The following is a 24138-nucleotide window of genomic DNA, read 5'->3' on the forward strand; positions in this document are numbered from 1 at the left end:
AAGATTTAAGCGCGGCTAGAAACTATTCTCTGGTTTTTCAGATAGGGATTTTCAGACTTTGTGCTGAGATTATACTATAATCCGACTAAATTACCGTGTTTTTTGGATAAATCAGACTTTACCACGACATTTGCTCAGATGTTGTGACTCGATATACGTAAATCTCTTTTCTGTATTCCAAAATGGAATACCGCTAACTGTTACTAGCAGCCTGCCAAGAGAACGATCGCGTGGTAGTAGTTTTCCCAGCAGGGTGTAGGGTGTAGGGAAAAATGAAGAAAACTTGTATTTCAATACACCCACACGAGCCACACTTTGCACCCAAAAGCCTTATATATAATGAGTTTGCCGTTCACTTAGCACTATTTAATTTGAAAGCTTAAATGCTAGGAATAGTTAGACTTGTCCGTCTGCCTTCTAGCATAAATGTGGTAGTGTGAAATAATAAAATACGGTAATTACACGCATTTACCGTATTTGTCTGAGGTTTCCTAGCAAAATGTACTGGAACAGATTTTATGCCACTTCAGTTTGGAATTTGGTCTCCTGTCTGTGGGGGATGGTTGCGAACAGTTGACCATGAAGCAAATTTATCTCCCCAAGATTTGGTAAAGTTGGCAGTTGCAGCAGACGAGTTAGGTTATGAGTTTTATTACATCCCGGAACATTATTTAAATGCGGTTCACGGGCCTAGCTATGATGTGGCTGACGCTTGGATTACAGCAGCTTTAGCTAGTTTAAACACGAAGAAGATTAAGATTGTAGCAGCGATACAGCCTGGTTTTAAACTGCCAGCTGTGATTGCCAAATTGAGTGCAAATATCCAAAATCGATTGAGTAATGGCAGATTTGCGTTGAGTGGAATTGCAGGTTGGTGGAAATTAGAAGTAGAAAGTTATGGAGATATTTGGCTACCCCACAGCGAGCGATATGCCAGGTTAGCGGAATACATTGATGTGATCAAGGGGTTATGGACAGTTGATGACTTTAATTATCAAGGCAAATATTACACTATTCAGAATGGTATTCTCACAGATAAACCAACACCAACACCGCCAATTTTCATCGCGGGAGAATCAGAGCGGGCAATTAATTTAGCAGCTAGTCAAGGAGATTATTTATTTATCAATGCGGATGCGCCAGAAAAAACTGCAGCATTGGTAGAGAAAGTGAAACGATTGGCTAGCGATCGCTATCAACGTCAAATTAAAGTAGCTATGAGTGCTTTTGCGATCGTTCGGGAAAATGCGGCGGAAGCGGAAGCCAGATTAGAAGCTATTTATCGTGCGGCAGATTGGGAGCAAATTAAGTATTTTCAAGCGCAAATCGATCCCAACGTCGTTGCTCATAACAAACTTGATATCAGCCAAACCATTGAAGCGAATCTGGGTTTATCAGCGCAACTAGTAGGCGATCGCGCTACTATTATCCAACGCCTACGAGAATACGAAGCTATCGGAGTTGATTTAATCATCCTCAAGTTTGAATCTATGTTGTCAGATACTATTCGCTTCCATCAATTAGTTATTTCTGAATATACACAGATGAAAGCTATTTATGAATAAGAGTAAACTTGAAGATATTACCCTCAATCACCTCAAAATTCTCAAAGCAGTAGATGAATGTGGTAGCTTTTCTAAAGCAGCGCAAAAACTAGGGTATAGTCAAGGATTGATTAGCAAGAAGGTTAAGCAAACCGAGGATTATTTTGGCGTAACTCTTCTTAATCGTTCTCCTGGCTCTGTATGTTTGACTAATAAAGGTAAGAAATTAATTGCTCAGACACTTAATGTCGTCAAAACTGTAGAAAATCTGCGAGAAGAATTTCAAGCAACATTTAGTGCTGAGGGCGAAGATTTAATTTTAGGAGCGACTAGTTTAATCTTACAAGTCTGGCTCAAACAAAATTTGCCAAGATTTCAGCTTTGTTTTCCTGGGAGAAATATCAAAGCGATCGCAGTACAGCGTAGCAGATATTTTGCTAATTCTCAACCCCTAAAAATTGACCTGTTACTCAACAGTTGTTCTGGATATAAAGAAGAACACCACTGTACTAGATTAACAACTCATAAAATGTTGTTAGTCTCTTTTGGTAGACATAAATATCTGAAACCTCAGCATTTAGTGAAACTCAATGATATTTATCTCGATAAGATTGTACTTTTAGAGGAAGTGTATCAGGAACTATCTAAGAATGAATTTTTGATTGATAAATTAAGTAATGTACAAGTTATCCAAAGTTATGATGATTTACTCAATCATGCTGCTATCAATCAAAAGCTGACAATCTTACCAGATTTTTGTCAAGCTGATATTATAGCTAAACATCAGGCAATATTTTTGCCTATTCAAGATATTCATGAATATGGAATTTATCTTCACGTTCCTCGCTGGAGTGAATTGTTAATTTCTGCTGAAAGTTTGGTCAGAAGTTTTCGACTTGATGGAAACAACCTAGAAAGTTTGCCTAGTGTCAATATAATCATCGCTACTGGGGATGTCAAAGAAGAAAATGTTTTAAGAGTTGGAATTCAAAGTGATTCCATCGGACAATTTGTAGCGGGATATGTGACTAAATATATTTTTGATTTGCAAAAATCATCTGCATTACTAGAACAACCTATATTTAAAAATGTAGAAATCCATCGTGATTTTGATTTACAAATTCTCCCATTTACCTCTGGTGAATACATAAACCGACAGATGAAACGCAGAGAAATAGATATTTGTATTTTAGATGATATTTCTCTGTTAAATAATGGTAGCCAATTTTTTGATGATTTCAGTTTTGGGTCTAAATTGATTGGTATTGCTTCCTATAATCTTTTAGGGCAAGATGTGAACATTGTTGTCCATAAAGATTCATCGATAAATACTATTCAAGATTTGCAGGGTAAACGAATTGCTACCTTATTTGGTTCTCATGCTCATAGATTTATTATTACTTTATTTGACCTCTATAATATGGATGTCAATAAAGATTGTAGATTAATAGATGAAGACCCTCGTGAAGCTGGCAAAAGTCTAGCAGATAAAACTATAGATGCCTATGTCTGTTGTTACACCTTTGCATCAATTTTAGAAGGATATGCTTTTATTAAAAAGCTATCTCTAGAGCCAGCAGTTAGTTTAAATATTCCATCCGTTAGAGGAATTGTGTGCCGTTCGCAGTTTATTAAAGAAAACCCTAAGCTTGTGATTGCTTACTTACATGATTTACTCGTTGCTAATTATTGGTTTAATTCATCTCAAATGCAGGCAGTAGATTTATTAAGTAAAGTAATTAATGTGAGAAAAAATCAGATAAATCAGTTTTTTGACCCTGTATTTGGTAATCGCATCGACCCAACACTCAAACCTCAATGGTCTTGGCTATTGAAAACTTTAAATCGCAGATTAGAAGGCAAATACGGCATCTCACTTTTTGATGTTGATTTTTGGATAGATGATTATTTTTTGCGTCTTGTCTACAACTTGCTTAATTTAGATTACCATTTTCATCAGGTTTCTTTTAAGAGTGAATTTTCCAGTAGCTATTTTTTAGAAGAACAATTTAGCCGACATCTGAAAGTTCTGTATGAGAATTATGATTTATTTCCAAAAGATAATGGCAGAGCTAGTACTAATTTTTCATAAAGCGGCATAGAATTCGCTTACCTCTAGCTCTGTTGAGAAATAATTAAGCTACTTTTGTTTGTTGCCATAAAACCAGTTTTAATGGGGAGCAATAGCAAACCCCATTATCTGTTTCTGGCTGGTGAGCAGCTATCCAATCATAAATTTTTGCGGCTTTTGTTAATGCTGCTTTTTCGGAGCGATAAAGTTCAGGGGTAGGGCGGAAAGCTTGTCCGTTGATGTGTATTGCTGCAATCTGCCAATAGTCGCTGTATTCGCCCTCTGGTAATACCTCTAAAAAGCCGCTACTGTAAGGCTCGATGATTCCTAAGTTCATTGATACCTGTCAAACTCCTAGCAAAGGTCACAAAATTAAATACTAGCTATTCAAGGCTAGTATGATCATCATTGTGTGTGCGCGATCGCTAGAATTCTGATTGATTAGTCACTTTTTTACTATTTGCTTAGTGCTACTTTGGGCTTGATGCTCAAAATCAATCTCACAACCCTAAACTAGCAAAAATCAATACAGCAGTTCGTGTAGGAATTACAGTTGAGAAATCACGTAGGATTGCTATATGTGGATCAGTGCGATCGTTGCGTATTTACATTATTTAAGCTTCATGTTATGTTTTGGCTCTTTGCTATTAGAGTCATTCACATTAAAAAAAGATTTGAGCTTAAGTGAAGCTTGGAAAATTGTGATTGCTGATGCTGTTTATGGCATATCGGCAACTGTTGTGTTTGTCACAGGTATTTTGCGTTTTATCTACTTTGGTAAAGGTAGAGATTACTATTTAAATAATCCTCTTTTCTATACCAAAGTAGCCGTTTTTCTTGTGGTAGGTTTTTTGTCTCTCTATCCCACTATTTCTTTTCTTAGTTGGTTAAAAGGGCTATTACATAGAGAAACACCCAGGCTAGAATTAGCCAAATTAAATCTGATCAGTTGGTTGATTAGAATTGAACTCGCGGGTTTTATTCTCATTCCCCTATTAGCAACAATCATGGCTGGGGGAATTGGCAGATTATGAAAGCGGTAGCTGAATCACAAATTCTGTCCCTTCGCCTAGCTGAGAGTCTACCTCAATCACTCCGCCATGTTTTTCGACGACAATTTGTCTGGCTATAGCTAATCCTAAACCTGTACCTTTACCCACAGCTTTAGTAGTAAATAAATGGTCAAAAATCTTTTCTTTGACTGCTGTACTCATCCCTTTACCATTATCAGCAATTGAGATTTTTACACATTTATCTAATATCAATGTGTTAATTTTAATGTGGTTAGGGCTAGCTTGGATTTCAGCAAAAGTTTTACCTGTATTTGATTCGTCTATAGCATCAATGGCATTGGCAATGATATTCATGAATACCTGATTTAATTGTCCAGGGAAACAATTAATCAAAGGTAATACCCCATAGTTGGTATTCACTTCAATTGCGGGACGGTGTTCATTAGCTTTGAGGCGGTGCTTAAGAATTAAAATTGTGCTATCTATGCCTTCGTGCAAATCAAATTTAACTTTGTAATCTTTATCAGCACGGGAAAATGTGCGGAGACTAGTACTAATATTTTTTAGTCTGTCGCAGGCCATTGTCATCGATTCAATCATTTTAGGCAAATCTTCTAAGCTATAATCTAAGTCTATTTCTGCAGCGTGTTTTTTGATTTCGAGGCTAGAACTAGTGAAGGTTTCTCGATAGAGATTTAAGTGTTCTACAATATCATTGAGTGTGGGTTTAGCTTGTTGGAGTGTAGCAACAATGAAACCCAAGGGATTATTCATTTCATGAGCTATTCCAGCAACTAAATTACCTAAAGCTGACATTTTTTCACTTTGCACAATTTGTAATTGTGCCTGTTGCAAATCTTGTAATGCTTGTTGAGATTTTTGATAAAGCATGGCATTTTCTAATGATATGGCTGCTTGAGAAGAAAGTAAGTTAATTACTTGCAGTCGTTCATTAGTAAATACAGCACTTGTAAGGTTATTTTCTAAATAGAAAATACCGATTAAATTTCCGTAGTTAAGAATTGGGGTACATAATAAACTTTTTGGTTGATGTTCTAGTAGATATTCATCAATCACCCCAGGAATTGCTGTTTGGCAGTTATCAATCGCAACAGTTTCTTGGGTATTCTTGACATAATTAATGATTTTTCGAGGCAGAGTTTGACAAATATCTAGTGTTTGTGGCTTGAGGATAGTTTGGATTTGAATTGGGGAATTGGCTTGATGATTAATTGAAGTAATTGCTCTAACTTGCCAAATATCTGACTGTGGAAGTATCAATGCAACTTTTTTGGCTCCAGAGTTTTCGAGAATAATGTGAGTAAGACTAGTGATTAGTTGATCTAACTCAATACTGCTAGAAATAGTTTGAGCCGCTTTAAGAACAGAGGTAAAATCTAGGACATCAGAAATATTGGTGCTACCTGTAGTCGAAGTGTGAGTAGGTGAAGCAGTGACATGAAAGCTGAGGGTTTCTGAAGGTTTGAGAGTAATTTGTTGCTTGTACAGAATAGGTTGCAGTAGTTGGGGATATTGTTTTTCTAAGTCGTCAATTTTAGCTTTTGCACCCCATTTGGCATAACAATAATAAGCTTCCTGCATATATCCTGCGGCTACTTTTTGTTTGCCCCAGTTGAGGTAGAATTTTGCTGCAAGTTCGTTGGCTAGTCCTTCTTCATAGCCGTAAGCTTGGGCTTGGGCTTGGGTAATAGCTTGTTCGTAAAAATCGATCGCCTGGGCTTTTTGTTCGTTTAAGCGCGCTTTTTCTGCTTGGATGAGTAGACACTTGTGGAGAATATTTTCAGGACAGGCTTCAGCCCATATATTTAAGCGTTCTTCTAAGGGCAGTACCGCTTGTAAATGCAACTGCCGCTCTTTTTCTTCAGTCGCAATTTCCGCTAGTGATAGGTGCATCAATGCTACATAAAACACACTAGAAGGGACTTTGGCATGGCTGGAAATAGTGTTTTCAATGATGCTTAACTGCGGAATTAAATCTGGGTATGCGGTTTTGTGGTCAAATAAATAGGCGTGACGAATTTTGACAGAATACAACCAAGCCAGATGATAAGCACTATTGTGATATTTTTCTAAAAACTCGGCTTCACTGAAACTTTCGTCATCAAAGCTGAAGGTGGTTTTAGTGAAGCCTAGTAGTTGGCGAATTGGTTGAATTACTCCAACTGTTAAAGCATCGAGGTTTTCTAAACTTTTGATTTGCCGGAGAAAGTCTGCATGGGCTTGAGCGATCGCATATAATTCACTCAGGTTCTTACCATAAGTAAGGCGATCGGAACCACTCTGCATCATCATAAAGCCTACAGTCAGCCAGTTTCCAGCTTCCATCCCATATTTATAGGCGTTGTCGTAGTATGTATCTGCTTCTCTAATTGGACGACTCCAGCTTTGGACATCAGCAGCAAAAAGAAAATTCGTCATTCCCCGCACATCAGCATTATCAAACTGTTCGCACAGCTGCACCCCCATTTTGCCAAACTGATAAGCTGTGTTGAAGTCTTTGAGAACGGCATTGGCAATTAAAGCATAGCCGCCATAGCTAAAGGGAGACATATCGCTGTTACCATACTGCAACGATAAAGTCGTCATTTTAGCAAGTACAAGCAGTCCTAAGGTAGGTCTACCATCCAGCCAAGCAGCGTAGAAAAGAATCTGTAAAATTCGCAGCATTTCTGCCATACTCGCATCTGTCATTTGAGGCAGATTCAAAATTGATGCTACACTCTGCTGCTCTAAAAATCTTTTGACTATGGCAATTTCTTCGTCTAGGCTTTGTTGAATTAGTTCTGGTGCTTGTGGTAATTGCCAATTAAGTAATTGTAAGCTCTGACTTTGCAAAGCGATCGCTTCGGCATTGCGTCCTTGAAGCTGATATTGAGTCATCTGCACGCGATAAATTACCGCTTTATCCAAGGCTGTTTGGGCGTAATTCAAAGCTTGTCCGTACAAAACTTCAGCTTGTTCAAAATTACTGCACAAATAAGCTGTTTCGGAAGCATAACGGTGCAAACTGTACATTAATTGGTAGTCAGTCTGCCAAGCGGTTGTCGGTAGTAAATCAATCCCAGTCGTAAAATAACTGTAAGATGCTTGATAAGCTGCTGAAAGTTTGGCTTTTTGTCCGGCTTGTAGGTTCAAGCAAGCTAATTGTTTTTTCTCTTGTTGGGTAGCAATTGTTGTTTGTCCCAGATTTAGTTGGTTGACTAAATCAAAAATTCGTTCTTGTTGTTCTTGTTGGGATAAACCTTGCAATAATAATTGACCAATGTGGAAATGAGTTTTTTGTTTTTGCGCTTCCGGGATGAGAGAATAGGCGGCTTGTTGGATGCGATCGTGGAGAAATTTATAATTAGCGATGGGGCGATCGCTAGAGGTAAAATTCGTTTCATTGCTGCTATCTTGATAAAATTTATAAATCTCACTTTGCGGCAAAATTAAATCTGATTGTAAAGCCTTCCATAAACCAGCCGCCGCCTCTACTTCCGATTGTTCAGAAATAATCGCCAATGTTTGTAAATCAAACTGATTTCCAATACAAGCAGCCAGCTTCAAAACCTGTTGAGTAGCTTCTGGTAATCTGCGTAATTGCAATACCATAAACTCCACCACATCAGAAATCAGTGTTTGCTGATTGATTTGAGAAATATCGCATTGCCAACATCTCTGTTCCCAGTTAAATTCAATTAGTCCATCTTGATGTAATGATTTCAAAAATTGAGTGCTAAAAAAAGGATTACCTTGAGTTTTGCGATAAATTAATTGAGAAAGAGATAAAGCCACACTCTCAGCACATTTTAAGGTATCTGCTACAAGTTGATTCCATGTTTCTTGGCTCAGAGGTTGCAAGGTAATGGTATTGATAATTGCGCCTGCTTGATTAATTGCATTGGCTGTCAACTGCAAAGGATGAGCAATTGAGACTTCATTATCTCGATAAGCACCAATTAATAGTAAATAGCCTAAATGAGCATCACACATTAATAATTCCATGAGTTGCAATGAAGCTAAATCAGCCCACTGCAAATCATCCAAAAACATCACCAAAGGATGCTCTGAACTAGCAAATACGCGCAGAAATTTCTGAAATAATAAATTGAAGCGATTTTGGGCAGCAGTACCAGATAACTCTGCTACTGGTGGTTGCTCGCCAATAATTCTCGCTAATTCAGGAATAACTTCAATAATTACTTGCCCATCTTCACCTAAAGCTTGCAGAATTTGAGTTTTCCATTGTTTTAATTGTGTGTCATTTTCGGCGAGTAATTGACTCATTAAATCGCGGAAAGATTGTACAAATGCCGAAAAGGGAATATTGCGATTAAACTGGTCAAATTTGCCCTTAATAAAATATCCTCGTTGTTTAACAATTGGTTTATGTACTTCATTAATAACCGCAGTTTTACCAATCCCAGAAATACCTGCAACTAACATTAGTTCGCTTTTTCCGGCAGATACTCTATCAAATGCTGCTAATATGCCGTCAACTTCTGATTCGCGTCCATATAATTTATCAGGGATAATAAATCTGTCGCAAATATCTCTTTGAGCGATTGCAAAATACTGAATTTCTTTATTTGTTTCCAGTTGCTCTAAGCATTTTTCTAAATCATACTTTAATCCCGAAGCACTTTGATATCTATCTTCGGCATTTTTCGCCATCAATTTCATCACAATATCGGCAATTACTGGCGGAATTTCTTGCCTCCTACCTTCTAAGCTTGGCGGTTTTTTCGCAATGTGACAATGTACTAATTCCATCGGGTCTGTTGATGGAAATGGTAACTTTCCTGTGAGTAATTCATAAAAAGTTACACCTAGGGAATAAAAATCTGTGCGGTAATCAATTACCCGATTCATTCTTCCTGTTTGTTCGGGTGATATATAGGCTAATGTTCCTTCTAAAACTTGGGGATTTTTAAGATATTGTGTTTCTCTTGGTAGTAAAGAGGCAATACTAAAGTCAATTAATTTAATTTGTTTGGTTTCGGGATTAATTAATATGTTGCTTGGTTTAATATCTTTATGAATAATGCGATCGTGGTACAGTATTTCTAAGGTATTGCATAGAGCGATCGCAATTTGTAAAAATTCTTGTAAAGATACTTGATGATCATGGTTGGCAAAATAATCTTGTAAAGATATTCCGCCAAAGTCTTCCATCACCAACATATAGGCATTTTCAAACGGTTCCAGACTATAAGTTTGGATAATTCCAGGGTTATTAAGATTTTTAGCAATGGTGTATTGATTGCGAAATTGTATTAGTTCGCTAAAGCTGGGATAAGAATTTTTTAACAGTTTAAGAACTACTGATAATGAATCAATCTCTCGAATAGCTCGATAAACTATTGTTCTCGAACCATGATAAAGTTCTTCTTTCAAGCAATACCCAGTAACAGTCAGCATAATAACTATATAGTCATATAAACCTCAGCAGACTTAGTATTCCCAGACACATAAGAATATTGCACAACTAGAGAAAAATAATTTACAATGCCACTACTGAGGCTGAAAAGTTGGTGGCGATTATTTGAAGTTGAATTGTTGAACAGGGGGATAGGGTGTGGGAAAGACGGTGTTCCAACACAAAGGCCTTTTTAAGGTGGGGCTTCTGACAGATATTCCCCATTCCATTTGTGATAAATAACACAGTAAAAATACACAAATTCATCACCTCAACACGAAGATTTTAACTAGAGTGCAAAGTAATTAATAATTTTTACGGAAATTAATTTTCTCTGAATGTAGTTATCGTGCGGTGTGATTCAACGAAATTCATACTGCACTGATTATTGTCTGGTTTATGCAGATATATGCGTAAACCAAACAAAAACATGCCTATTCAATCTCTAGCTCGGTTACTGTGCAATTTTATGGTTATGTCCTACTACCAAGCACAAAGTGAAAATCAAAGTCCAAATACAAATGGTGGTAAATACTTAACAGCATTTCAACGCAAATTTCTGCAAGAAAAAAAACTCCACAGAAATTTATCTGACTCTTACCGCCAGCGAATTGAAATCATGTTATTAGCTGATGAGGGAAAATCCCAAACTGAAATTTGTCAAATTTTAGGTTGTTGTGCCGCTACCGCAAGACATTGGACACACATTGCGCGCACAGGGATGGCTCATCAATGGCAAGATTGTCCGATTGGTCGTCCTAAAGCTGTGAATGACCAATATTTAGCTCGTTTAAAAGAACTGCTAAACGATAGTCCCCGCGATTATGGGTATGCTTTTCGGCGGTGGACAGCAGGTTGGTTGCAGAAACATTTAGCTAAAGAATTTGGCATTGAAGTGAGCGATCGCCATTTTAAACGACTGCTCAAACAAATGGGTTTATCCACTAGACCAAAACCCAGCCAAACTCAAGAAAATAGCTGTCAACAGCACAATAAGGCAAAAATTCTTATTCATGATATCAAATCGGCGCATAATTCGGAAAATTATGAATATTTGCCTGTTAATTTACAAAATTAGCTAAATATTGAGATATTCATGGTGCAAAATTTATCTGTTGAATTAGTTTCTGTACAACAAATCAACAATGCTCTAGGCTATTCCCTGTCCAATACAGAATGGGAGCATTGTCTTCGCCAAGCTAAATCCCTCAATCCCAAAGTTGGCAAATTCTGGACAGGAAGCGATTCGGAACCAGGCATTTATATAGTGATGAGTGGCAAAGTCAGATTGCTAGATAGTGCTGATGAGTTAATCGCCACTTTAGAGGTAGGGGCTGCTTTTGGGGAATTTACCTTGTTTCCCGATATTGACCTGAAACCTTATGCAGCCAGGGCTTCGGTAAATTTGCAACTATGCTTTATACCTGGCGAAGTCTTATGGCAATTGATGTCCCAATATCCGCAAATCCGCGAGCATTTGCTAACTGTAGCGCGATCGCGTTATTCCGAACCTGTCAACTCAGATAACATATACTCTTCAATCAACCAATCCGAGTCTCGTAATCATCATCTAGAAATCACTGCCACGCCTGCGGAAACACCCCATCAGAAAAAGATTAGTAAAGCCTACTTTCCGACACCAACTCAAAGAGCCGGGCATTTTTGGCAAAGAGTCATGCGGCGATATCCGTATTTTGCCCAACAAAGTGCTTCCGACTGTGGTGCAGCTTGTTTAGTTATGGTGTCTCGTTATTGGGGAAAACGCTTCAGTATTAATCGCCTACGAGATATAACTAACGCCGATCGCAACGGTGCATCTCTGCGTGGATTGTCAGCAGCCGCCGAAAGTATTGGATTTAGTACTCGACCTGTCAAAGCCAATCTGCATCAATTAGCAAAACAAAAATTGCCCGCGATCGTTCACTGGGAAGGTAAACACTATATTGTTGTTTATGAAATTACCCCGAAACACGTTATTATTGCCGACCCTGGTATTGGTCAACTGACTTTAACTCACGCCGAATTCACAGCTAACTGGACTGGTTATACACTCTTATTGCAGCCAACAGTCATGCTAAAAGAGGCAAAAGAGACTTCTACACCTTTTTGGCAATTCTTTGAGTTATTAAAACCGCACTCTTTGGTAATGCTAGAGGTATTGATTGCTTCAATATTTATTCAAATATTTGGGCTAATCACTCCCTTATTTACCCAATTAATTTTAGACCGCGTAGTAGTGCAACGCTCTGAACTGACCTTAACCGCAGTCGGCTTAGGGTTGTTGATATTTAGCCTCTTTCGTGTGGCTATGACTGGGTTAAGGCAGTATCTGTTAGACCATACAGCCAACAGAATTGACTTAGCATTGATTGTGGGATTTATCCGTCATACCCTACGCTTACCATTGAGTTTCTTCGAGACTCGTTATGTCGGAGATATTATCTCGCGTGTGCAAGAAAACCGCAAAATTCAACGCTTTCTCTCTGGCGAAGCCTTGTCTATCCTACTAGATTTATTCACTGTCTTTATCTATGTGGGATTGATGTTTTGGTACAGTTGGAAAATGGCATTATTAGCGTTGTTAATAATTCCGCCTTTTGCATTACTGGCCTTGATTGCTACACCTTTTTTACAAAGAATTTCCAGAGAAATTTTTAATGCTGTCGCTAAAGAAAGCAGTTACCTCATCGAAGCCTTAACTGGAGTACGCACAGTCAAAGCAACAGCCATAGAACAAACAGTCAGATGGCACTGGGAAGAGCTATTAAATAAAGAAATTAAAGCTAATTTCTCTGGCGAAATTATTAGTAACCGCCTGCAAATATTTAGTAATTCTATTCAAGCAATAGTTACTACTGCCTTACTGTGGTATGGTGGACATTTAGTCATTCATAATCAGTTAACTATTGGTCAATTAGTAGCATTTAATATGCTGCTGGGAAATATCATTACACCTTTTCAACGCTTGACTGTATTGTGGAATCAAATCCAAGAAGTTGTGATTGCTGTAGAAAGAATTAACGATGTATTAGATGCAGAACCAGAAGAAGATTTACAACAGCAATCCCGGCAAAATTTACCTCAGATTCAAGGTCATATTCGTTTTAGCAATGTCACATTTCGCTATCATCCTGAAAGTGACATCAATATCTTAGAAAATCTCAATTTTGAAGTCAAACCAGGACAAATGGTAGCCCTAGTAGGGCGTAGTGGTTCTGGAAAAACTACGATTTCTAAGCTGGTTTTGGGTTTATATCCTCCTACAGATGGTAAAGTTTTCATTGATGGTCAAGATATTAGTAGTATTTCATTACGCTCTTTAAGATCCTCTGTAGGGGTAGTTGACCAAGACACCTTTTTGTTCGGTGGTACGATTAGAGAAAATATTAGTTTAGGATATCCCGGAGCAAGTTTAACAGAAGTAGCTGAAGCGGCTAAACTTGCGGGTGCTGATGACTTTATTAAAAAGTTACCAATGGGATATGAAACCCAGATAGGTGAAGGCGGTGGGCTATTGTCAGGTGGACAGCGACAGCGCATTGCGATCGCCAGAGCATTATTAGGAAATCCTCGACTATTAGTCTTAGATGAAGCTACTTCTCATCTAGATACAGAATCAGAGAGAATTATCCAACAAAATTTGAATACCATCCTTAAAGATAGAACAACCTTTGTTATAGCCCATCGTCTTTCCACAATCCGCAATGCAGACTTAATTTTAGTCTTAGATAAAGGTGTATTGATTGAAAGCGGTACTCATGAAGAATTAATGGCTAAAAAAGGACATTATTTCTATCTCAATCAGCAACAAATTCAAGGCATAAGCTAAATCTTCTGCATCAACAAAATCGACGATTCTCTAACTGTGTTCATCCAAGTTCAAAACAGATTTGAGAGAAAATTATGCCAAATAACTTAAATGGAAAAGTGAAGAGTGAGTTAGCAAATTATCCTGCTAATCCAGAAATATTTTCTTCAGAAATATCAGCTACATCCACTGATAACTGGGCTGACGTTACTAAAGAACTACTTGACAGCTTACCTCAAGTCTGGACAAGAGGGTTACTCTACTTTTTGGTAGTGTTTATATCTATAGTTTTACCTTGGGCGATGCTATCTAAAGTCGATGAAACAGGTACAGCCAGAGGCAAAATTGAGCCAAGAGACCGGACAGTAAAGCTTGATGCAGCCGTCGAGGGAACAGTTGCTGAAATTCGCGCCAAAGAAGGCGATACCGTCAAAGCTGGGCAAACTTTAGTAGTACTAGAGTCTGAATTAGTGAAATCAGAATTGCAGCAAACTCAAGATAAATTAGAAGGACAACTAAATCGACTCACACAGTTAAACTCATCCAAAAATCAATTATTTGTCTCCTTATCAACTCAACAACAGCAAAATCAATCTCAAAAATTAGAAAAACAAGCTCAAATTGACCAGGCTCGACAAAATATCAACACATTAAGAAATGCTTATAACTTACTTAGAGGAGAACAATTAGCTCAAGTAAGTTTAGTCAAACAAAATTTAGAACACAGCCTAACTGCTAGCAGATTAGCACAAAGTACTTTAACAAGTTCCCAAAGAGAAGTTGAGCGATATAAACAACTCCGCAAAGATGGAATCGTGCCAGAAATTAATGTTGTCGAAAAAGAAGATATATTTCAAGATAAACAAAAGTTGTATGAACAAAGCAAATCAGATGTTGAACAAGCTAAATTACGTTTAGCAGAACAACAAAGTGTCTACGAACGTACTCTTAACCAAGCAAAAGCTGATATTGAACAAGCTCAGTTAAGACTACAAGAACAAGAAAGAAGTTATCAAACCTTAACTCGTTCTGGTCAATTAGCTGTTTTAAAACTAGAAGAACAACAGAAAAATTTAGAAACAGATATTACCTCACTTAAGTCAGATATTGCTCAAACTCAGCGTCAAATTGATTCATTAAAATTTCAGTTAGGACAACGAGAAATCAAAGCGACTGAAAATGGAACCCTATATCAATTACCAATTCAAAAACCTGGTTCAGTTGTCCAGTCAGGCACACTAGTTGCGGAAATTGCACCACAGAATTCTCCCTTAATTATTCGGGCGCAAATGGCAACTTCTGAAAGTGGTTCTTTAAAAACAGGTTTACCAGTCAAACTAAAATTTGATGCTTATCCTTTTCAAGATTATGGAGTCTTATCAGGAGAATTAACTAAAATTTCTCCTACTACCATCGAGATAGATACACCTAATGGAAAAGTAGCAGCTTATTCCTTAGAAATTTCTCTCAAGCAAAATTGTATTCCCTCTGCCGACAAATGTATTCCTATACATCCAGGAGCCACAGCAACCTGTGAAGTGATTGTACGGCAAAGGCGAATCATTGATTTTATCCTTGATCCATTTAAGCAGTTACAGAGTGGAGGAGTGAAACTGTAGAAAATTTATGATGTAATTTTCCCTTCTTTCTCTATCAGTGAAAATCGCCATAAAACCTCTAATCTTGCTAATGGCTAAATCTTAGTCAATCAGTTAATACTTACGTAAATTAAGGAAAGATAAAATGTCAAAAACTATTACAATTACCGCCGAAGACATCATTCATCAAATCCAAATATCCTGTAAATTACCTGAAGTAATTGAGCAAATTGTGAACCGAAAGATAATTACAGATGTCTTTGAAGAAGCTGGGATTACAGTAGACACAGAGGAACTTCAAAAAGCAGCAGATCAAATACGCTTAGGCAACAAACTTCATAGTGCTGAAGATACATGGAAATGGCTAGAAAAATATTTTTTAACTTTAGAAAGTTTTGAAGAAATCGTTTTTAATAGTCTCAAATCTGGCAAAGTTGCTACTCACCTGTTCGCAGATAAAATTGAACCATATTTCTATGAAAATCAACTAGACTACACAGGGGCAGTTATATATGAAATTATCCTAGATGATGAAGATTTAGCCCTAGAGCTTTTTTATGCAATTCAAGAAGGTGAAATCAGCTTTTATGATGTTGCACATAAATATATTCAAGATATAGAATCACGTCGTATCTGTGGATATAAAGGTACAGTTAACCGAAAAGAATTACAGCCAGAAATCTCCGCTGCTGTTTTTGCCGCTAATCCACCGCAACTATTAAAGCCAATTGTTAGTTCTAAAGGGATACATCTCATCTTTGTTGAGGAAATTATTCAACCAGTATTAGATCAAAAGCTTCGTTATAAGATTGCTGGTCATTTATTCAGTGAATGGCTAAAACAACAAAGTCTGCAACTAGAAATTATCAATGAAATGGGCTTGTCTAATAATCATTAGAATTTGTTTAATATCAAGCTTGGTACTGTATAGGCTCGAAATATATTGATAAATTAGGTATTTGTGGTGTGTTATGCTGAAGACATAACACACCATATTATTTGGCTGTGTAATAAAAAGCTTGAAATAGAACTCCTATTTGATTTTTGAAATATATTTAGTGGCGTTAGCGGATTAAAATAGTGCATAAAAGTTATGTTTTATGCTGTGAGCATCCTGCCTGCACCGGACAGGCTAGAAGCCCATCCCACAAAAGAATTTTATGCAACATTTAAAGCAAAAAAATTGTAGGTTGGGTGAAGCGGAGCGTAACCCAAAGAAATTCTGAAAGTGTTGGGTTTCACTGCGTTACACCCAACCTACTTTTAATACACATTTATATTTGAAATATTATTAATTATTTTTTATAAATGCGCCTCTTGTTATTATTTCTACCTAACAAAAATATCAGCTATAGCTGATATTTTTGTATCGTAGCTATGCTGATTTTAATTAAAAATATTGATAGAGTTTAATAATTTAGTAACTCTATTAGAATCTAATTGTGATGGTAATTTTAATTTCTACATTAACTTTGCCACCAAAAATTGCATTAACTTCTTGTTCAGTTAGTTCATTAACTAAGCTTTCATCAGCAGAGTTAATAGCTAAATCAGAAATTGTTAGTTTAGACATTGTTTTTGCTCCTATTGGAATGAGTTAATTGTGATGTGTTGAGAAATAGTGATTTTTACTTGCCGACTTTAATAGTGATGCTGATTGTCACTTCTACTGCGCCACCAAAAATCGCATTAACTTCTTGTTCAGTTAATTCGTTAACTAAGCTTTCATCAGCAGAGTTGATAGCTAAATCAGAAATTGTTAGTTTAGACATTGTTTTTGCTCCTAAAGAAGTTGGTTGTTTTTAATTTGTTGAGAAACCAAGTTTGGTTTGTTCTCTTAAATATTATTATGGGATATGTATTTTGATTTTTCAATATTATTTAATTCATCTATGGGGCATAAAAAATGTATTTTTTACCCGCTATCAAGTCTTTATTAAAACCCAAAAGAGCAAGTTGATTATTTTTTCAAAAAATTTATAAAATTTTGTTCCAAAATCAAATAAATTAGGTCACTCTAATATTGTTTATTGGCTAGTTTATAAACTTAAATGTGACTGTATTTAAGCTTTAAGATGATGTATCTAGCGAACATAAATCAGAGACACGAATTTTTAAATCAGATGGGTCTTTAAGCCTACAAGGAGTTTGCAGTTAAAGTAGAATATTATCTCCAGTACCAAATATTGAAAGGTATTAAAATAAAAAAGCCCAAATACAGACTTGGGCTTAAATAATATAACTATTAAGTTGGAATTGCGAATAAGCGGAGTTACAGTAAAAATTTAGCAAGTAACTAAAAATTAAACTCTTTTGGCCAAACATTGCCGTAGATTTGAGTTGCGGCAATTCCTCCCAAGATAGTTGCTAGTTCTTTTTCATCAACTTCCTGGAGTTGGCTATCGTTAGAATTTAACTCTAATACTTGAGCAGTAAATTCTTGAAACTCTTCTTGGCTAAAGTCATAACCGGCAGCTTTAACAATTTTGCTACATTCTGCTTTAGTTTTAACTTTTTGAATTTGGCTACGAAAAGCAGCATCTGAACCAAGCCTTTCATAAAAGGCTTTAACATTTTCTAAAGCCATAATTTCCTAATTTACTAATTGTTTTCTTGATTTTTGATAGATGAAATTATTGAATCTTAATAGGAAAATAGCCAAGAATAATTCGTATTTGTCCGCCTGCGATCGCTTGCTTTTCTGTATCAGATAAATCTGCCATATCTTCACTGTCGTTTAAAAGTTGCTCTCGGCGCGCGGAGGCATTTATCACCGCTTCTTCTATCAAATTTTCAATCTCAATTTGATTTTTGAGATGTTTTTGATTGATTTCTCTAGACATGAATTTCTCCTTCATTTATTGAATAATTTTTTTCAGTTTTACTTAATCAGTAATAGGTCTAGACACTTCAGCAATTAGCTGAGAAGGATTGTAATTATCTGTAACTACTTGCGGACAGCGCATACAAGCTGACTTACCTTCCTGTTGCCACCAACGACAATCTCGGCGTATGGAACAGGGGGGTAGTTCTTCTACTACCGATGGCAATTTTTCCACAATTCGCATTGCCAGACGACAATCTTGGCCATCAAAATGCTGACAACCCTTAGCAGCACAAGGTGATGCTGTCCGAAAAATTTCTGCTGGCGTAATTGGACTAGCTTTTGCTATGAGTTCTTGTGTAACAGGTTGCGGTTGCTTGAGATAAGCTACTTTAGGTTCAGTAACTGATCCACTGATGATGCCGAAGACAACACTATTTCCAGGTTCTGGCCTAGAACTAGGGCAAAGTGTCGTCTTATCCCCTGCAATTTCTTCCATTAATTAAGCCTCCAGGAAGATAAGTTTATTACTGATAAATTTTATTTTTCAACCGCGATAATTCCTGATGTAACATGGGTAGAAATTGCACCACCTATGACTTTTTTAGAGTGTTCATCAGATACATTTAATAATGAATCTTCTGATTCTAAGGCTTGATTTCTGCGTGCTACAGCTTTTTCTACCGCATCATCAATTAAATCATTGATTTCAAATTGATGTCTTTGCTTTCTATTATTGATATCCATTTGGATTTACCTCAAAATTTGCATCAAATTACATAACAAGCAATGATTAATGAATAACATTGCTTATCTTGCTTAATTCTAGAAATTTATTTTCCAACCCGCCGCTAATATTTTTATATTGAAGCTACATAAATATACTAGTTTTGTCACTATGTTGAATAATTTTTTGCTGCAATACTCTTGATTAATTGTAGTAATTAAAAATTATTTACCTATTTTTTTGGGTGGATTTGTAGAGGCGGGTTTATTTGGAGCATCTTTACTTAGTAAGATGTTGGTAAACCTGCCCCTACTTTCTTTTCGCAAAAATCAGAACTCAGAATTTACAGAAGATTTTGTTTCACAATTATATTGATGAGTCCAGTTAGTTCTGGGTACTTATATTATGATTCTGATTTCCAGAATCTGATTCGGTGAGTTCTAACAATATAACTACCTCAACTAAAACATTTATGCCCCAAACATATCCATTAGGACATAAATTACAGCAGTGATTACTTGCGTTCCGGTTCATAAATCAGTGCCACAACACCTGAACTAAAAGACTGTGATTCCAAAAGCTTTAAAGTTGCGTTGGTATTTTCTGGAAACAGGTGCTTGCCTTTACCCACAACCACCGGGTAAACAAGCAGTCGATAATAATCTACAAGATCGTGTTGAATCAGGGTTTGCACAAGCGTAGCACTACCATAGACTAGAATATTCTGACCTTCCTGCTGTTTGAGTTGTGTAAGTTCTTGGATGATATTGTCTTTGAGCAGTTTTGAGTTGTTCCACTCCACTGTATTTAGGGTTGTTGACACTACGTATTTGCTTACACTATTCATATAGTCTGCGCCTTCATCCATACTTTGAGGCCAGGCTGCTGCAAACCCTTGATAGGTCAAGCGTCCTAGGAGCAAAGCATCGCTAGTGTCTTGTTCATAGTCTTTAAATTTGGCGATTTCGTCATTCCAATAAGGTGCAGTCCAGGCAGGCTCTTCTATAACGCCATCCAATGATATGAATTCGGTGACAACTACTTTCCGCATGATGTTCTCCTTTTGCCATTCCCCATTCACACCACAATCATGATGTAGCAAAAAGAAAGAGTCTTGGAAAAAAACGCAAACTATGGAATCACATTTTTGCCAGTGATTTGTGTGGGTGTTCTGCCAATCAAGTGTTTGAGCGAATTGGTGAGATGTGCCTGGTCGAAATATCCAAGTTCGCAAGCAGTGTCTACAATAGATGTACCTTGTTCAAGCAAAGAGACGGCACTATGAGCGCGTTCAATCTGTTGAATTGTCTTGTGGGTTAATCCGGTTGACTGTAAGAAGCGATACTGTAAAGAACGTATAGATATCTGAGGTGTTTGTCCCTTAATCACTGCCTCGACTACAGGATCGCGTACAAGTATACCCTGACAAATCAGCCTATTGATGAATACATAGGCGTTTTCAAAAGAGGGAATTTCCCAAGCTGCGCCATCTAGCCAGAAGCAATTGCTCGATGCTTCCGGCAGAATCGCATCCTGTCTATCCCGAAGGGTTTTGACTGGGAGATGGGGCATAAAAGTGCCAAGTTTGAAGGTGATACCAAAGAACTCGGCCTGAGCGGGAAAATCGGCTTGGGTTGCTTTGGTCTCTGGGCCGCGCACACTGATTTTTGTCTTGCCGTTAAAGGTGGCAATTACTATCTCCCAGTTGCTGACGGCTGTCGAAGTAAAATTGCCAGCGCGATCGCTTTGAGTGTACCAGATCATTTCGACAAAAGACGAGTTTGCCGACCTTGTGTCAAATACAAATTCCATTACACCGTTACAAACCCTAGTCCAAACTCTGTTACCTCTATAATTTAACTTTGCACATCTAAACATTTGGTGTGTAGCGATCGCCCACAATCAAATAGATAATCAATACAGTACACCTGAGTTCAGCTTTTTTTCCCTCTCTGTTCTCTGTACCATAGTCTCTATCGCTCAACAACTCTTAACTAAAAAGTATTGCAATTAAGTACGCTTCTACAGAATAAGCCTTGATTTTCTATGAATGTGTATGATAATCTGCCTTCATCCATAAACTACAGTTACTTGATAAACTAACCGTAGTTTTTAGTTAAACAGTGTGCATTAAACGGGAATTACCCCCTATGCCAAAAGATTGGTATGAATGGCACGACCTCTACAAGACTGAGCCAAGGTTGCAGCAGCGTCTAGAAATCGTGCGCGAATTTATTACTTATAGTTTAAACTCGTCACCGGATGGGGCGATTAGGATAGTGAGTCTTTGCGCGGGTGATGGACGAGATTTATTAGGAACATTAGAAAATCATCCCCGTGCGAAGGATGTTTCTGCAAGACTTGTGGAACTCAACCCCCAGTTAGTTGAACGTGGACGAGCAACTATAGAGTCTTTGGGTTTAGCCCAGCAAATTGAGTTTATCAATGGTGATGCAGCGATCGCTAGTAATTATGTAGGTGCAGTACCAGCAGATATTGTGATTGTTTGCGGTGTCTTTGGTAATTTGTCAGAAGCAGAACTGAACCGTTTATTAGATAACTTAAGTTTTCTCAGTAAACCAGGTGCTTTTATTATCTGGACTCGTGGGCACTCTAACGGTATACCCTACTCTGACAATGTGCGAAAAATCTTACATTTAACTGATTTTGAAGAAGTTAACTTCAAACTCACAGCTACAGGTGACATGGGTATAGGTATCCATCAATACGTTGGTGAAACTTTACCTCAACCAAAAGAGCAACAGTTATTTGTGTTTTCGGGTGTTCCTAATAAAGCGAGGTAAAAATGACTATTCAAAGTACAGTATCGAGTTGGGAAGAACTTTTAGAAACTGCTAGAAATAATACCTCTGCGCGTCGGATAAAAAGACCAGGACAATCACCTTCAACTGCACCAATACCCAGCAGTTTAGATAAACTTCCTCCAAATACAGAACCGCCAGTCTTGCTTTATCGTGATACTAACTCTTGGTGTCCTTTTTGCGAGCGAGTTTGGTTTGCATTAGAAGAAAAAGAAATTCCTTTTGCAACGGAGTTTATTGATTTAAGTAATAAACCCAAGTGGTATACAGATTTAGTTCCGACAACGCTTGTCCCGGCGGCCAAGATTGAAGGAAATTTAGTATATGAATCCAAAGATATTCTCTTAGCTTTAGAAGAAAAGTTTCCTAGCCCTGCATTATTGCCGGAAAATTCCGAAGAAAACGCGGTTGCAAGACAACTAGTAGAAGAAGCTGAGACTAATGGTTTTAGAGAGATTGCGTTTAAATTCCTCAGAGAAGCACCAACTGATGCTGATGAGTTAGCAAACTTACAAGCAGCATTTGAAGCGAAGTTAGATGAACTTGAGCAAGCTTTAGCTAAATATCCTGGCCCTTTCTTTGTCAGCACATTTAGCTTGGTAGATATTCTGTATAGCCCCCATCTAGATAGATTAGCGGCTAATTTACCCGTGTATCGGGGATATCACCTCAAAGGAAATCCACGCTTTCCCCGAATTAATGCTTGGTTTGAAGCATTGAATCAACGCCCTGCTTATCATCGGGTGAAGTCGGATAACATTACCAACAATTTGCTTTTGCGTCGTCGATGGGGTGTAGAACCTCTTGGTAATCCTTTACCTCTAGATGCAGCAGATAGCGAAAAGATTCAATATCGCGCCGAAGCAGCTGAGAGATTAAGTGATAATCGAGAAGTTGCTATTGGAGATATTATTAAAAACTCTGGAGTTCAAGCCTTAGCCGCAGATGGTGACTTTAGTAAAGTGAAGGACGCAGTGGATTTTCACCTGCGACAACTAGCTGATTATCTCATTCATGGCAATGGCGAAACCTTACCGGGTGGTCGAACTGGTGGTAAAAATAGCACTGTTGATCCTATCTTCGCTGCTGTGGGGGCGATTACTTTTGCGTATTTGAGAAATCGCATCTGCGCGCCTCGTGACATGAGTGCGGGTGCAGCAACAGCGTTTCGGGCGGCGATAGATAAGCTTTTGGCTTCTGTTTATTAGTTTTAACGAACCGCAGAGGCGCAGAGGTCGCAGAGTTAGAGAAAAAGAGGGGTTTAAAGCACTGTTTGGCGTAGTTCTGGGAAGACTTTGGAGACTTTGTTCAATAGGTATTCGCCGTAGGTTCCCCGAAATTCATGGACACTAGCTTTATCCCAGCGATCGCTTTTATCATCATTCACTACTACGTCTTTTAATTCAATGGGTTTGACTTCAACATTGAAATTGGGATCAAAGAAGAAGGGAAATGATAGGCGATTACTGGTTGATGAGTTTAAGACACGGTGAGGTGTTGAGCGATACAGTCCTTGAGTCATGCGATCGAGCATATCACCAATATTGCACACAAAAGAGTTAGGAATAGGAGCTGCATCTATCCAACCAGATTTTGATTTAACTTGTAATCCCCCAATATTATCTTGTTTGAGAATGGTTAATACGCCGTAATCGGTATGCTCGCCAACGCCCCAATCCGATTGAGATGATGTTGAATTAGGAGGATAATTAAAAATCCGAAATAATATTAATGGGTCTTTTGTATAACGGTCTGCAAAGTATGATGGCTCTAACCCTAAACTAAGAGCAATACCCGCCATTAAAGTGTGTCCGAGTTGAGTCATGGAATCAATATATTCAAGCACTGTTTCTCTAAATTGAGGGATATTTTCTGGAAATAAATTACGACCGTGCATTGGCAAACCAGCTTGTACCAAAGGATGATTTTCTGCTAATTCTGCACCCAAATAAATACCTTCTTTTAAATCTGGTTTACCTGATGTTAATTCGTTTCCCACAGGGAAATATCCTCGCCATGCTCTACCACCAAGAGCCATCCGAATCTTGAGTTTAGTGTCTACATCCTGCGCGAAAAATTGTTGGCTAAGTTGTTCTAAATTTTGTTGTAATTGTTCATCAACTCCATGCCCAACAATATAGAAAAAACCATAATCTTCACACGCCTGTCTGATTTGCTCTGCAACTAAATGACAATCTTGGGGTTTGATTACCGAAGAATTTTTAGTTTGATCAACCAGCGCACTAATATCAATTATGGGAACTTGTGAAAACTTTTTATCTACAATTTGTAAGACTGTCATTTTTTGA

The 24138-nt window shown here is 37.6% G+C and carries 21 protein-coding genes; 9 read left to right on the forward strand and 12 right to left on the reverse strand.

From position 1 onward, the window contains the following. Positions 1-111 precede the first annotated feature (111 nt). Entirely contained in the window at positions 112-312 is a 201-nt protein-coding gene (locus tag H6G69_RS00975) for a hypothetical protein (RefSeq protein WP_190680653.1), read from the reverse strand. A 206-nt stretch (positions 313-518) separates the two neighbouring features. Between H6G69_RS00975 and H6G69_RS00980 the strand changes: the two genes are divergently transcribed. Both H6G69_RS00980 and H6G69_RS00985 read left to right on the forward strand, forming a co-directional pair. Then, on the forward strand, positions 519-1565 hold the full coding sequence (locus H6G69_RS00980) for an LLM class flavin-dependent oxidoreductase (protein WP_190680655.1): 1047 nt from the start codon (positions 519-521) through the stop codon (positions 1563-1565). Beyond that, positions 1558-3636 carry a LysR family transcriptional regulator gene (locus H6G69_RS00985; RefSeq protein WP_190680657.1) on the forward strand — a complete coding sequence of 693 codons (2079 nt, stop codon included), beginning with the start codon at positions 1558-1560 and terminating at the stop codon, positions 3634-3636. Before H6G69_RS00980 ends, H6G69_RS00985 begins: the two co-directional genes overlap by 8 nt. A gap of 43 nt (positions 3637-3679) precedes the next feature. On the opposite strand, the gene H6G69_RS00990 is transcribed toward H6G69_RS00985, so the two are convergent. After that, a complete protein-coding gene (locus H6G69_RS00990; RefSeq protein ID WP_190680659.1) occupies positions 3680-3952 on the reverse strand; it encodes a hypothetical protein in 273 nt (90 codons plus the stop codon). Between the two features lie 241 nt (positions 3953-4193). Here H6G69_RS00990 and H6G69_RS00995 point away from each other — a divergent pair, with 241 nt between their 5' ends. Further along, positions 4194-4649 carry a DUF2214 family protein gene (locus tag H6G69_RS00995; RefSeq protein ID WP_190680661.1) on the forward strand — a complete coding sequence of 152 codons (456 nt, stop codon included), beginning with the start codon at positions 4194-4196 and terminating at the stop codon, positions 4647-4649. Here the strand turns inward: H6G69_RS00995 and H6G69_RS01000 are convergent. Next, the gene (locus H6G69_RS01000; RefSeq protein WP_190680663.1) at positions 4644-10052 is read right to left on the reverse strand and encodes an ATP-binding sensor histidine kinase; all 5409 of its coding nucleotides are present in this window, start codon (positions 10050-10052) and stop codon (positions 4644-4646) included. The two genes, H6G69_RS00995 and H6G69_RS01000, sit on opposite strands and share 6 nt — an antisense overlap. A 428-nt stretch (positions 10053-10480) precedes the next feature. On the opposite strand from H6G69_RS01000, the gene H6G69_RS01005 reads away from it, so the two are divergent. From H6G69_RS01005 to H6G69_RS01020, 4 genes are all read left to right on the forward strand, one after another. Continuing rightward, complete coding sequence (locus H6G69_RS01005; protein WP_242071939.1) at positions 10481-11128, forward strand: helix-turn-helix domain-containing protein; 648 nt, start codon at positions 10481-10483, stop codon at positions 11126-11128. 18 nt (positions 11129-11146) lie between these two features. Further along, positions 11147-13879: a peptidase domain-containing ABC transporter gene (locus H6G69_RS01010; RefSeq protein ID WP_190680664.1), complete on the forward strand. Its 2733-nt coding sequence runs from the start codon at positions 11147-11149 to the stop codon at positions 13877-13879. A 74-nt stretch (positions 13880-13953) separates the two neighbouring features. Further along, positions 13954-15477 (forward strand): HlyD family efflux transporter periplasmic adaptor subunit, encoded by a 1524-nt coding sequence (locus H6G69_RS01015; protein WP_190680666.1) that lies wholly within the window; start codon positions 13954-13956, stop codon positions 15475-15477. A 124-nt stretch (positions 15478-15601) separates the two neighbouring features. Continuing rightward, the gene (locus tag H6G69_RS01020; protein ID WP_190680668.1) at positions 15602-16354 is read left to right on the forward strand and encodes a peptidylprolyl isomerase; all 753 of its coding nucleotides are present in this window, start codon (positions 15602-15604) and stop codon (positions 16352-16354) included. Between the two features lie 531 nt (positions 16355-16885). On the opposite strand, the gene H6G69_RS01025 is transcribed toward H6G69_RS01020, so the two are convergent. From H6G69_RS01025 to H6G69_RS01060, 8 genes are all read right to left on the reverse strand, one after another. After that, positions 16886-17029, reverse strand: a complete 144-nt coding sequence (locus tag H6G69_RS01025) for a hypothetical protein (RefSeq protein ID WP_190680669.1) — start codon at positions 17027-17029, stop codon at positions 16886-16888. A 55-nt stretch (positions 17030-17084) separates the two neighbouring features. Next, positions 17085-17228, reverse strand: a complete 144-nt coding sequence (locus H6G69_RS01030) for a hypothetical protein (protein WP_190680672.1) — start codon at positions 17226-17228, stop codon at positions 17085-17087. Positions 17229-17752: 524 nt separating this feature from the next. Beyond that, positions 17753-18043, reverse strand: coding sequence for a Nif11-like leader peptide family natural product precursor (locus H6G69_RS01035; protein WP_190680674.1), 291 nt, complete (start codon positions 18041-18043; stop codon positions 17753-17755). 46 nt (positions 18044-18089) lie between these two features. After that, positions 18090-18299 (reverse strand): hypothetical protein, encoded by a 210-nt coding sequence (locus tag H6G69_RS01040; protein ID WP_190680676.1) that lies wholly within the window; start codon positions 18297-18299, stop codon positions 18090-18092. Between the two features lie 42 nt (positions 18300-18341). Continuing rightward, positions 18342-18779: a nitrogen fixation protein gene (locus H6G69_RS01045; RefSeq protein WP_190680677.1), complete on the reverse strand. Its 438-nt coding sequence runs from the start codon at positions 18777-18779 to the stop codon at positions 18342-18344. A 41-nt stretch (positions 18780-18820) separates the two neighbouring features. Further along, positions 18821-19027, reverse strand: a complete 207-nt coding sequence (locus H6G69_RS01050; RefSeq protein ID WP_190680679.1) for a hypothetical protein — start codon at positions 19025-19027, stop codon at positions 18821-18823. Between the two features lie 494 nt (positions 19028-19521). After that, a complete protein-coding gene (locus H6G69_RS01055) occupies positions 19522-20058 on the reverse strand; it encodes a dihydrofolate reductase family protein (protein ID WP_190680681.1) in 537 nt (178 codons plus the stop codon). A gap of 80 nt (positions 20059-20138) precedes the next feature. After that, on the reverse strand, positions 20139-20771 hold the full coding sequence (locus tag H6G69_RS01060; RefSeq protein WP_242071940.1) for a helix-turn-helix domain-containing protein: 633 nt from the start codon (positions 20769-20771) through the stop codon (positions 20139-20141). Between the two features lie 386 nt (positions 20772-21157). On the opposite strand from H6G69_RS01060, the gene H6G69_RS01065 reads away from it, so the two are divergent. Next, complete coding sequence (locus tag H6G69_RS01065) at positions 21158-21811, forward strand: class I SAM-dependent methyltransferase family protein (protein ID WP_190680684.1); 654 nt, start codon at positions 21158-21160, stop codon at positions 21809-21811. 2 nt (positions 21812-21813) lie between these two features. Next, a complete protein-coding gene (locus H6G69_RS01070; RefSeq protein WP_190680686.1) occupies positions 21814-23037 on the forward strand; it encodes a glutathione S-transferase family protein in 1224 nt (407 codons plus the stop codon). Positions 23038-23090: 53 nt separating this feature from the next. On the opposite strand, the gene H6G69_RS01075 is transcribed toward H6G69_RS01070, so the two are convergent. Then, complete coding sequence (locus H6G69_RS01075; protein ID WP_190680688.1) at positions 23091-24131, reverse strand: isopenicillin N synthase family oxygenase; 1041 nt, start codon at positions 24129-24131, stop codon at positions 23091-23093. Positions 24132-24138 lie beyond the last annotated feature (7 nt).

Origin of the sequence: Nostoc sp. FACHB-110, from assembly GCF_014697425.1 — a bacterium.
Taxonomy (GTDB): Bacteria; Cyanobacteriota; Cyanobacteriia; order Cyanobacteriales; family Nostocaceae; genus Nostoc_B.

What these genes read in the sequence shown, in the direction of transcription:
- H6G69_RS01070 (WP_190680686.1), top strand. Translation starts at nt 21,814, where the DNA reads ATGACTATTCAAAGTACAGTATCGAGTTGGGAAGAACTTTTAGAAACT.
- H6G69_RS00980 (WP_190680655.1), top strand. Translation starts at nt 519, where the DNA reads ATGCCACTTCAGTTTGGAATTTGGTCTCCTGTCTGTGGGGGATGGTTG.
- H6G69_RS01050 (WP_190680679.1), bottom strand. Translation starts at nt 19,027, where the DNA reads ATGGATATCAATAATAGAAAGCAAAGACATCAATTTGAAATCAATGAT.
- H6G69_RS01030 (WP_190680672.1), bottom strand. Translation starts at nt 17,228, where the DNA reads ATGTCTAAACTAACAATTTCTGATTTAGCTATCAACTCTGCTGATGAA.
- H6G69_RS00985 (WP_190680657.1), top strand. Translation starts at nt 1,558, where the DNA reads ATGAATAAGAGTAAACTTGAAGATATTACCCTCAATCACCTCAAAATT.
- H6G69_RS01005 (WP_242071939.1), top strand. Translation starts at nt 10,481, where the DNA reads ATGCCTATTCAATCTCTAGCTCGGTTACTGTGCAATTTTATGGTTATG.
- H6G69_RS01075 (WP_190680688.1), bottom strand. Translation starts at nt 24,131, where the DNA reads ATGACAGTCTTACAAATTGTAGATAAAAAGTTTTCACAAGTTCCCATA.
- H6G69_RS01000 (WP_190680663.1), bottom strand. Translation starts at nt 10,052, where the DNA reads ATGCTGACTGTTACTGGGTATTGCTTGAAAGAAGAACTTTATCATGGT.
- H6G69_RS01010 (WP_190680664.1), top strand. Translation starts at nt 11,147, where the DNA reads ATGGTGCAAAATTTATCTGTTGAATTAGTTTCTGTACAACAAATCAAC.
- H6G69_RS01035 (WP_190680674.1), bottom strand. Translation starts at nt 18,043, where the DNA reads ATGGCTTTAGAAAATGTTAAAGCCTTTTATGAAAGGCTTGGTTCAGAT.
- H6G69_RS01020 (WP_190680668.1), top strand. Translation starts at nt 15,602, where the DNA reads ATGTCAAAAACTATTACAATTACCGCCGAAGACATCATTCATCAAATC.
- H6G69_RS01040 (WP_190680676.1), bottom strand. Translation starts at nt 18,299, where the DNA reads ATGTCTAGAGAAATCAATCAAAAACATCTCAAAAATCAAATTGAGATT.
- H6G69_RS01065 (WP_190680684.1), top strand. Translation starts at nt 21,158, where the DNA reads ATGCCAAAAGATTGGTATGAATGGCACGACCTCTACAAGACTGAGCCA.
- H6G69_RS01025 (WP_190680669.1), bottom strand. Translation starts at nt 17,029, where the DNA reads ATGTCTAAACTAACAATTTCTGATTTAGCTATTAACTCTGCTGATGAA.
- H6G69_RS01060 (WP_242071940.1), bottom strand. Translation starts at nt 20,771, where the DNA reads ATGATCTGGTACACTCAAAGCGATCGCGCTGGCAATTTTACTTCGACA.
- H6G69_RS01015 (WP_190680666.1), top strand. Translation starts at nt 13,954, where the DNA reads ATGCCAAATAACTTAAATGGAAAAGTGAAGAGTGAGTTAGCAAATTAT.
- H6G69_RS01055 (WP_190680681.1), bottom strand. Translation starts at nt 20,058, where the DNA reads ATGCGGAAAGTAGTTGTCACCGAATTCATATCATTGGATGGCGTTATA.
- H6G69_RS00990 (WP_190680659.1), bottom strand. Translation starts at nt 3,952, where the DNA reads ATGAACTTAGGAATCATCGAGCCTTACAGTAGCGGCTTTTTAGAGGTA.
- H6G69_RS01045 (WP_190680677.1), bottom strand. Translation starts at nt 18,779, where the DNA reads ATGGAAGAAATTGCAGGGGATAAGACGACACTTTGCCCTAGTTCTAGG.
- H6G69_RS00995 (WP_190680661.1), top strand. Translation starts at nt 4,194, where the DNA reads ATGTGGATCAGTGCGATCGTTGCGTATTTACATTATTTAAGCTTCATG.